Source organism: Candidatus Allofournierella merdipullorum, from assembly GCF_048426865.1.
Lineage (GTDB): Bacteria > Bacillota > Clostridia > Oscillospirales > Ruminococcaceae > Allofournierella_A > Allofournierella_A merdipullorum.
Genome location: NZ_DBFNWJ010000041.1, coordinates 18,722 through 27,119, shown reverse-complemented (window position 1 = coordinate 27,119; position 8,398 = coordinate 18,722). Strand labels below are relative to the sequence as shown.

Below are 8,398 nucleotides of genomic sequence, written 5' to 3'. Positions count from 1 at the left end.
CCCCCCCCCCGCCGCTTTTGGCCCCCCCCCGCGCCGCTTTTGTTATTTCTTCCCCTCGTTTGCCAGATGGCTCTCCAGCCGGTGGATGAGCATTTCCACCGCCACCGGGTTCTTGCCGCCCTCGGGAATGATGAGGTCGGCCCGGCGCTTGCTGGGCTCCACGAACTGCTCGTGCATGGGCTTCACGGTGGTCAGGTACTGGGTGACCACGCTGTCCAGCGTGCGGCCGCGCTTTTTCACGTCCCGCACGATGCGCCGCAGGATGCGCACGTCGGCGTCGGTGTCCACGAACACCTTGATGTCCATCAGATCGCACAGCTCCGGGCTGGCAAAGATGAGGATGCCCTCCACCAGGATCACCGGCGCGGGGTGGATCTGGATGAAGTCATCGGAGCGGTTGTGCTGGGAGAAATCGTACACCGGGCACAGCACCGTCTCGCCCGCCTTCAGGGCCTTGATGTGCTCCACCATCAGCTCCGTCTCAAAGGCGTTGGGGTGGTCGTAGTTGGTCAGGCACCGCTGCTCGTAGGTCAGCTCGTCCTGACGCTTGTAGTAGTTGTCGTGGCTGATGACGCTGATCTGGTCGCCGAAGCGCTCCTTCAGCCGCTTGGTCAGCGTGGTCTTTCCGCTGCCGGTACCGCCGGCAATGCCCAGTACCATAATGCTCATACCAATGTCTCCTTTATGTTTGTGCCGCCGGCCCGCTGCCGGCGGAAAAAGACGGGGGATCTTGCGCCCCGGGGCCTGCCTGCCGCCCTCAGTCCGCAGGCAGATTGGGCCGGTCCTGGTCGCCGTCGGCCTTGAACAGCACGAAGCGGTCGGGGTCGCTGGTGAAGTAGTAGTATTCGGTGTTCTCAAACAGGGGCGGCTGCAGGTAGTTGGGCAGGATATTTGCGTCCCCCTCTTTGCGCTCGGAAAAGCCCGCCGCAGCCATCACCGCCGGGTCCACCCCGGCGCAGTAGCACTCGGCGTACTCCGCGCCGCTTTGCTTCAAAAGCCCGTCGATGGCCGCCCCCAGCCGGGGCAGCAGGGAAGTGTCGCCCACAAAATCGGCGATGCGCAGGGCCTTGCCCTGGCCGCTGTCCACCACGCGGCAGACCAGATACGCCAGCAGATGCCCGCCCGCCTTCGCGGCGTAGACCGAATAGGTCAGGTGGGGGAAGGCGAAGTACCGCCGCTGCATGTACCACACATCCTTGCGGGGGGTGTGGGGGCTGGCCGGCATACCCAGCGCAGCCAGCGCTTCGGGGCTTTTCACCGGCTCCAGTGTAAGGTCACCCCCGGCGGGCAGCACGGGGGCGTCTGTCACCCGGGCCAGCCGGTATTCGGGAAGGCCCGCCAGCCGGTAGAAATGGCCCACCCGGTCGGCGTACCAGCCGAGAAAACGGTAAAAGGCCATGGTCTTGGGGCGGATGTTGTTGCAGGCCACCACCTGCGCGCCGGTGAGGGTGGGCAGAGCGTCCATCAGTTCCAGCCCTACGCCGTTGTGCCCCTTGGCCGCCACCCAAACCGACACCCAGATGTCGGCGTCGGGGGCGTTTGAGGCCCGTATGTAGCCGGCAACGGCCACAAGCGCGCCCTCCGCTTCGGCCAGGGCGAACTGCAGCTGCTCGCCGCTTTTGTAATAAAAGTTGAAATATTCCTCCCGGTTGACAAGGGGCAGCCGCCAGTCGAAGTTGGCGTTGATGAAATCCACCACTTTTTGGGCCTCGTCCGGGCGGGCGAGACGCAGCACCGGGGCGCTCACAGGGCGCTCCCTCCGGTGATGGGCAGGGTAACGCCGGTGATGAAGCCGGCTTCGTCACTGAGCAGGAACGCCATGGCGGGCACCACGTCCGCCGGGGTGGCGTTGCGGCCCATGGGGTTCGACTCGGCGCTGGCCTGCACGATCAGGTCGCTGGTGTCGGCCAGGAATTTGGTCTCCATCATGCTGGGAGCCACGCAGTTCACCGTGACGCCGAAGGAAGCGTAGTCCGCCGCTAGGCTCTTGGCAAGGCCGCCCAGGGCGCTCTTGACCATGATGTAGGCGGCGGTGTTCTTGGGGGGCAGGCCCAGCAGATAGCTGGTGAGCATGAAGAGCACCCGGCCCTTCTTCGCCTTGGCCATGGCGGGCACAAAGGCCTTGCACAGCGCCACCGCGCTGCGCAGCTGCACGCTCATGTCCTTTTCAAAACGCTCCTCGTCGAACTTCTTGAATTTGGTGTTCACCACCCGCAAAGCGGGCAGATGCACGAAGTGGGTGGGGGCGGGGCAGGTGGCCTGCACGTCGGCGATGAAGGCTTCCAGCGCCTTTTCGTTGGTCAGGTCCACGTCGTAGGTGCGGATGGTGCCGGGGTGCTCCTTGCACAGCTCGGCCAGGCCCCCCAGGTCGCCCGCGCCCTGGGCGATGAACAGATCCCCCGGCTGCCACAGGCGGCGGATGAGGGCGCAGCCCACGTCGCTGGACGCACCGGTGATGAGATAAACGTTGCTCATGTGTCCTCCTTATTTCGCCACGCCGGCCTTGATGAGCCCGCGGGTGACCTTCTGGCCGTTCTGGTTCTCGATGACCGCCTTGACGGTGATCTCGCCGAAGGTGTCGTTCACCTCGGTCACCTTGCCGGTGACGGTGAGGGTGTCGCCGATGAAAACGGGTTTGGCGAACTTGGCCTCCACGCTGTGGAGCAGGCAGTGCTCGCCGGGCAGGTAGACCCCCGCCAGGGTGGAGAAAAAGCTGGCGCCCAGCATGCCGTAGACCACCCGCCCGGGATAGCCCCGGCCGGCGGCGTAGTCCGCGTCCATGTGGATGGGGCTGTTGTCGCCGGAAACGGCGTAAAAGGCGTCCATCATCGCCTCGGTCACGGTGACGGTGAAGCTCTCGGTCATGCCGGGGGCGATGTCAGCCAGAGTGTAGCTGTTCATGGGTGAAAAACTCCTTTTTCTTCAAAAAAGGCCGGGCAGGTGCCCGGCCTTTTGGCTGCGTAAAATCAGGCGGTGAGCCGCTCGATCAGATCCAGCAGGTCGCCCACGTTCTCCAGACCGCGCACGTCCTCCAGCTTGAACTTGAGGCCGAACTTCTTCTCCATGGCGGTGAGCAGGTTGATCTGCTCCAGGCTGTCCCAGTCCTCAATGTCGTCGGCGCAGGTCTCGCGGGTGATGACCAGTTCCTCGTCGTCGAAGTTGTCGCGGAAAATCTCCTGCACGGCCTCGAAAATGCTCTGCTTATCCATTGTTTGAACGCTCCTTTTCGGGTCAGACCCGTTTGATCTCCATCACGCCGCACTGGGGCTGGTAGCCCTCGAAGCCGGTGAACTCAAAGGTGCAGTTGCCGGCCTCGTCCTCGGCGGTTTTTACAAAGCCGATTGTAGCATAAAAATCCTTCACAAGCAAGTTTTTGGCGGTGGGGTAGTAGTGACCCACGATGGTCTTGACTCCCGCCTCGGCGGCCCGGCGCACCAGCTCGTCGAACATGGCGTGCTCCAGCCGGCGCTTGAAGGTGCGGCAGCTCATGATCCACAGGTCCATCTCCAGCACGTCGCCCTGCTTGTGGCCGATCATGGCGGTGACAAGGCCGTTGTCGCCGAACTTGTCCACCAGGCGGCCGTACTGGGTGATGTACTCGTCGTTGTCCAGCAGGCTCTCCACCTCGGCGGCGGTGTAGCGGCGGGTGGTCAGGTTGAACTGGTTGGTCTTGTTGATGAGCTGGGTGATGCGCTCGGCGTGGGGCGCGTCAAAAGCCCCGATCTCGCACACCATGTCCAGGCTCTTGAGATAGTCGTCGTAGTTGCCGAAGCTCTGCTCCAGCTGGGCGCGCTGGGCGTTCTGCTTGTACATCTCTGCCCGCTTTTTGTCATCCGCCGAGAGGGTGGTCACCTCAAAGTAGCCCGCCCGGTCGATGGCGGCGATGTACTCCTCGGGGCAGGAAAGCTCCGGTACCGTGACCATGGGCAGTTCCCGGCGCACGATCTCCCGCTCGGCGGGGTTGTCGTCCACAAAGACGAAGCTCTCGGGCAGGATGTTGATCTCTTTGGCCATGGCGGCGATGTTCAGATGCTTGGGGTCCCAGTTGGCCTTGAAGCAGAGGAAGTCGTCCGCTTTCAGAACGCTGTCCGCACGGTCAAAGCCGGTGCGGGCGATGGACTCCTCGTTCTTGCTGCACACGTTCAGCAGGATGCCCAGCTTGCCCAGGGCCTTCAGATAGCTCTGGAATTCGGCGTAGGCCATGCCGGCGGGAGTCTCGTTGCCCATCACGATGCCCTCGGCGCCGTCGTCGCCGATGATGCCGCCCCAGAGGGTGTTGTCCAGGTCAAGGGCCAGAGCCTTCTTGTTCTTGCCCAGCAGGCTCTTGATGATGTTGGCCACGCTCTGGCACAGGTAGGGCAGGCACTCCAGACTCACCGCGTACTTGTAGGCGTACCAGGCGGTGGGGTCGCTGAACCGGTCCATGCCGTAGAGGGCCTGCAGGTAGGCCAGGTCGTTGATGTACAGGTTCGGGGTGGCCTCGGCCAGCGCCGCCAGCTTCTCGTTCAGCTTGCGCACAAAGCGCACCCGTCCGTGAACATCCACGCCTTCCCGGTTGCCCATCACCCGGTAGAGGGGCAGGTCGAAGTTGTTGATGACCACCGGGCAGCCGAAGCCCAGCGCCGCCTTGACCGCCTGCTCAAAGCGGGCGAACTCCGCGTTCAGTTTTTCCTCGCAGGCCGCGGCGTCGTCCTCGGCCTCGGGCCAGAGCTTGATGTTCCGCTGGCTGGTGTGGATGTAGATGAAGTCCGGGGCGAAGGCTTTCAGCGAGCCGTCGTCGAACACCAGATTCTCGAAGAACAGGGAATAGCCGCCCTCGTAGAATTCCGGCCGGATGCCGTTGGCCAGCAGGAACAGTTCCAGAATGTTCTTGATCTCGCCGATGGTGCTGCCGCTCATCAGAGCCACTTTCTTGGGGACGAGGCCCTCTTTCTGCAAAAGCTCGCGCTTGATGCGCCGCTTCTGCTGCAAGACCAGGGCGGGGTCGAAATCACTGCGCAAAAGATCCACGGTGACGCCTCCGTTTGTTTACAAATTTTTACAAAATCATTGTACCATAGCCCCCGTACAAAAGCAACCGAGAAAGGCTCCGCCCTCAGGCCCCGAAGTCTTCCAGCAGCCGGTCCAGCCGCTCCTCGCTCTCCACCGGGATGCCCTTTTGCAGCGCGGCCACGTCCTGCTCGGGCAAAAGGTGGGTGTAGATGTCGTACACCTGCAGCGGTTCGTCGGCTCCCGGGGCGAACACCGCCAGCCTGCCGCCGTGATCTTTTAAAAGGTAGGGCGCCGCCGAGGACGTCTCCTGCGGCGCCGTGCGCCCCGGCCGGACCATCCAGAAAAGGCTCAATGCAAGGCTCGCGGCGCACAGCACCGCCAGCAGCGCCACCCAGATCTTTGTCATGAAAAAGACCCCCTTTCACGGCCAGTATGGGCCCTGCCCGGGCCGTTCATACAATTTTCAGGGGGATTTCACTGTACTTGCGGGGGCGTGTTGTGGTATAATACCACCATGGCGGTCCGCGGCCGTCTGTTTTCGTTTGCGCGAAAAGACGTGCCGGGCCGCTGAGTACACACCGATTTTTCCGCAAAGGAGGCGGTCCTCATAGAATCCAACGAGCATCGCAGCATCCGTCGTCCCGACGGTTCCGGCACCTCCGGCGCCCACAGCGCCGGCTCCACCGGTTCCGCCCAGGGCCGGAAACTCAATCGCAGCGGCATCTCCCACAGCTCTGCCGCGTCCCGCGCTTCTTCCGGTGAGCGCCCGGTCTCCGGCCGCAGCGCTTCCCACAGCGGCTCCGGCCGCACCGCCAGCTCCAAGAACGGGCCTTCCCGCATCTCCTCTTCGCCCCGGCGCACCGCGCGCCCGGCGGGCCAGGAGCCGGGGGAGGGCAATGGTTCCCACGGGCCCCGGGGCAAGAAGCAGTCCAAGGGCATGCGCATCTTCAAGGGTTTCATGAAGTTCGTTGCCGCCTGCATCTGCCTGGGCGTGATGGTGGGCAGTGTGCTGGCCGTTCTGCTGAGCCTCTACGCCGTGGAGATCACCGCCAACGACGCCGAACTGCTGGATCTGACCAACCTGGAGCTGGCCCAGACCAGCCAGCTGCTGGCCCGGGACCACGACACCGGCGAGTGGGTGGTGGTTGAGGAATGGCACGACAGCAACGACCGCGAGTGGGTGGACCTGCAGGAGATCGAGTCCAACCCCTATCTTAAGTGGGCCTTCATCTGCGTGGAGGACAAGGACTTCTACGAGCACAGCGGCGTGAACTTCAAGCGCACCTTCGCCGCCGGCGTCAACTACATCGCCACCAAACTGGGCTTCCCCATCTATGACAGCATGCAGGGCGCTTCCACCCTGGACCAGCAGCTCATCAAGAACATCCTGGGCGACGACGACGTGTCGGTGGACCGCAAGCTGCGGGAAATTTTCCGCGCCCTGGGCCTGGACAAGCGCTATGACAAGGACACTATCCTGGAGGCCTACCTGAACACGGTGAGCCTTTCCGGCTCCATCGCCGGCGTCAAGGCGGGCGCGTCCAACTATTTCGGCATCGAGGATCTGGCGCAGCTGTCCCCGGCGGAGTGCGCCAGCATCGCGGCCATCACCAAGAACCCCACCGGCTACAACCCCTACACCAACCCCGAGCAGCACCTGCAGCGCCGCAACTGGATCCTGCAGCTGATGCACGAGCAGGGCAAACTCACCGATTCCGAGTACAACGACGCGGTGAACAGCCCGCTGGTGCTGGCGGAGGAGAAGGAGGCCGAGGTGGTCACCACCTCTTCCAACAACTCCTACTTTGCCGATGCGGTGTACAAGATGCTGCAGCAGCAGCTTCAGGACGAGCTGGGCTACACCGCCGCCGAGGCCCATAACCTCATCTACAACGGCGGTCTGCGCATCTACACCACCATGGACCCCTATATCCAGGAGGAAATGGAGAAGATCATGCTCAATGCCGACGACGCCATCCCGGCGCTGTGGCATGAGGAAGAGATCCTCCAGAGCCAGGTGCCCGAGCCTTCCGAGCTGGAAAACATCGTTGTGAACGATGGCGGCACTTATAAGACCGGCACCAACTCCAAGGGCGAGCCGGTGTACTACTACAACGCCCGCACCCAGGCGGCCATGCTCACCATGGACTACTCCGGCCAGGTGCTGGCGCTGGTGGGCGGCCTGGGCGAAAAGACCACCGACCTGGGCCTCAACCGGGCGGTGGCCCCCGAGTACGGCGGCACCCAGCGGTCGGTGGGTTCTACCATGAAACCGCTGGCGGCCTACTCCCTGGGCATCGACTCCGGCCTCATTCATTACTCCAGCGCCCTGCCCGATCTGGGCGTGGGCAAGATCGTTGCCAAGGAGTATCGGTCTTCCTATCCTCAGCTTGGCACCCAGATGTACGAGAACGACGCCCCCGAGGTGCTGGCCAATCCCAGCATCTGGCAGGACTGGCCCACCAACTATGAAGGGTTTGGCGACGGCGCGCTGGTCACTGTGAATACCGCCATCGCCCGTTCCAAGAACACCATTGCCGTGCGTGTGGGCCAGCGTGTGGGCAAGGATTATATGTACAGCTTCGCCCACGACACTCTGGGCATGACCCATCTCACCGAGGCGGACGCTGATTACGCCCCCATGGTGCTGGGCAGCTTCTCCCAGGGTATCAGTCTGATGGAGCTCACCGGCGCCTACCAGATGTTTGGCAACGGCGGCGAGTACGTCACCCCCCACCTCTACACCGTGGTGGAGAACGCCGTCACCGGCGAGGTCATTCTGGACAATACCGTCAATGTGGTGCACACCCAGGCCATCAAGCCCAGCACCGCCATGATCATGAACCGGCTGCTGCAGGGGGTTCTGGGCCCCAACGGCACCGCCGGCACGTCCATCAAGCCTGCCGGTGAGATGGAGGCCGCCGCCAAGACCGGTACCACCACCGACAACCACGATTTCACCTTTGTTGGCCTGACTCCCTATTATGTCACCGGTGTGTGGTGGGGCTATGATCAGCCCTACGATATCACTGCGGTGAAGCGCGGCCAGAATGCAAAGCCCATCCAGAAGGCGTGGAAACAGCTGATGGATACCATCCAGGCCGACCTGGAGACCAAGAGCTTCCCGGTGAGCGAGGATGTGCAGACGGCTACCTTCTGCGCGGACAGCGGCGAACTTGCCGTCAACTGCCCCAACACGGCAGTCGGTTATTACACCGCTGACAATATGCCCGGCTACTGCACCATGCATCCGTAAGTGAAAAACAAAAGGGCCCCATCTGTGCGCAAATCGCGCACAGATGGGGCCCTTTGTGTATTGTGTGCAAACGAAATGCCCTGCGGGGGGCCAAACTGCTCCATTTGCCGAAAATCGCGGCGCAGCCGGTTTCACCCTTGCACTTTGGCA

The 8,398-nt window shown here is 63.0% G+C and carries 9 protein-coding genes; 1 reads left to right on the top strand and 8 read right to left on the bottom strand.

All coding sequences use genetic code 11. The annotated features are described in order from the left end of the window. Window positions 1–42: 42 nt before the first annotated feature. From udk to ACMNAY_RS07050, 8 genes are all read right to left on the bottom strand, one after another. Window positions 43–669 (bottom strand): uridine kinase, encoded by a 627-nt coding sequence (udk, locus tag ACMNAY_RS07085; RefSeq protein ID WP_394967110.1) that lies wholly within the window; start codon window positions 667–669, stop codon window positions 43–45. A gap of 88 nt (window positions 670–757) precedes the next feature. Then, a complete protein-coding gene (locus ACMNAY_RS07080) occupies window positions 758–1,747 on the bottom strand; it encodes a hypothetical protein (RefSeq protein WP_418718920.1) in 990 nt (329 codons plus the stop codon). Beyond that, a complete protein-coding gene (locus ACMNAY_RS07075; protein WP_418718919.1) occupies window positions 1,744–2,475 on the bottom strand; it encodes an SDR family NAD(P)-dependent oxidoreductase in 732 nt (243 codons plus the stop codon). The genes ACMNAY_RS07080 and ACMNAY_RS07075 overlap by 4 nt, the downstream gene beginning before the upstream one ends. A 9-nt stretch (window positions 2,476–2,484) precedes the next feature. Beyond that, complete coding sequence (locus ACMNAY_RS07070; RefSeq protein WP_394967105.1) at window positions 2,485–2,901, bottom strand: MaoC family dehydratase; 417 nt, start codon at window positions 2,899–2,901, stop codon at window positions 2,485–2,487. Window positions 2,902–2,966: 65 nt separating this feature from the next. Beyond that, the gene (locus ACMNAY_RS07065) at window positions 2,967–3,209 is read right to left on the bottom strand and encodes an acyl carrier protein (RefSeq protein ID WP_394967103.1); all 243 of its coding nucleotides are present in this window, start codon (window positions 3,207–3,209) and stop codon (window positions 2,967–2,969) included. A 22-nt stretch (window positions 3,210–3,231) separates the two neighbouring features. Next, window positions 3,232–5,010: an HAD-IIIC family phosphatase gene (locus ACMNAY_RS07060; protein WP_418718918.1), complete on the bottom strand. Its 1,779-nt coding sequence runs from the start codon at window positions 5,008–5,010 to the stop codon at window positions 3,232–3,234. Window positions 5,011–5,095: 85 nt separating this feature from the next. Further along, window positions 5,096–5,398, bottom strand: a complete 303-nt coding sequence (locus tag ACMNAY_RS07055; RefSeq protein WP_394967100.1) for a BofC C-terminal domain-containing protein — start codon at window positions 5,396–5,398, stop codon at window positions 5,096–5,098. 68 nt (window positions 5,399–5,466) lie between these two features. Next, the gene (locus tag ACMNAY_RS07050; RefSeq protein WP_418718917.1) at window positions 5,467–5,814 is read right to left on the bottom strand and encodes a hypothetical protein; all 348 of its coding nucleotides are present in this window, start codon (window positions 5,812–5,814) and stop codon (window positions 5,467–5,469) included. A 115-nt stretch (window positions 5,815–5,929) separates the two neighbouring features. On the opposite strand from ACMNAY_RS07050, the gene ACMNAY_RS07045 reads away from it, so the two are divergent. Further along, window positions 5,930–8,248 (top strand): transglycosylase domain-containing protein, encoded by a 2,319-nt coding sequence (locus ACMNAY_RS07045; RefSeq protein WP_418718916.1) that lies wholly within the window; start codon window positions 5,930–5,932, stop codon window positions 8,246–8,248. Window positions 8,249–8,398 lie beyond the last annotated feature (150 nt).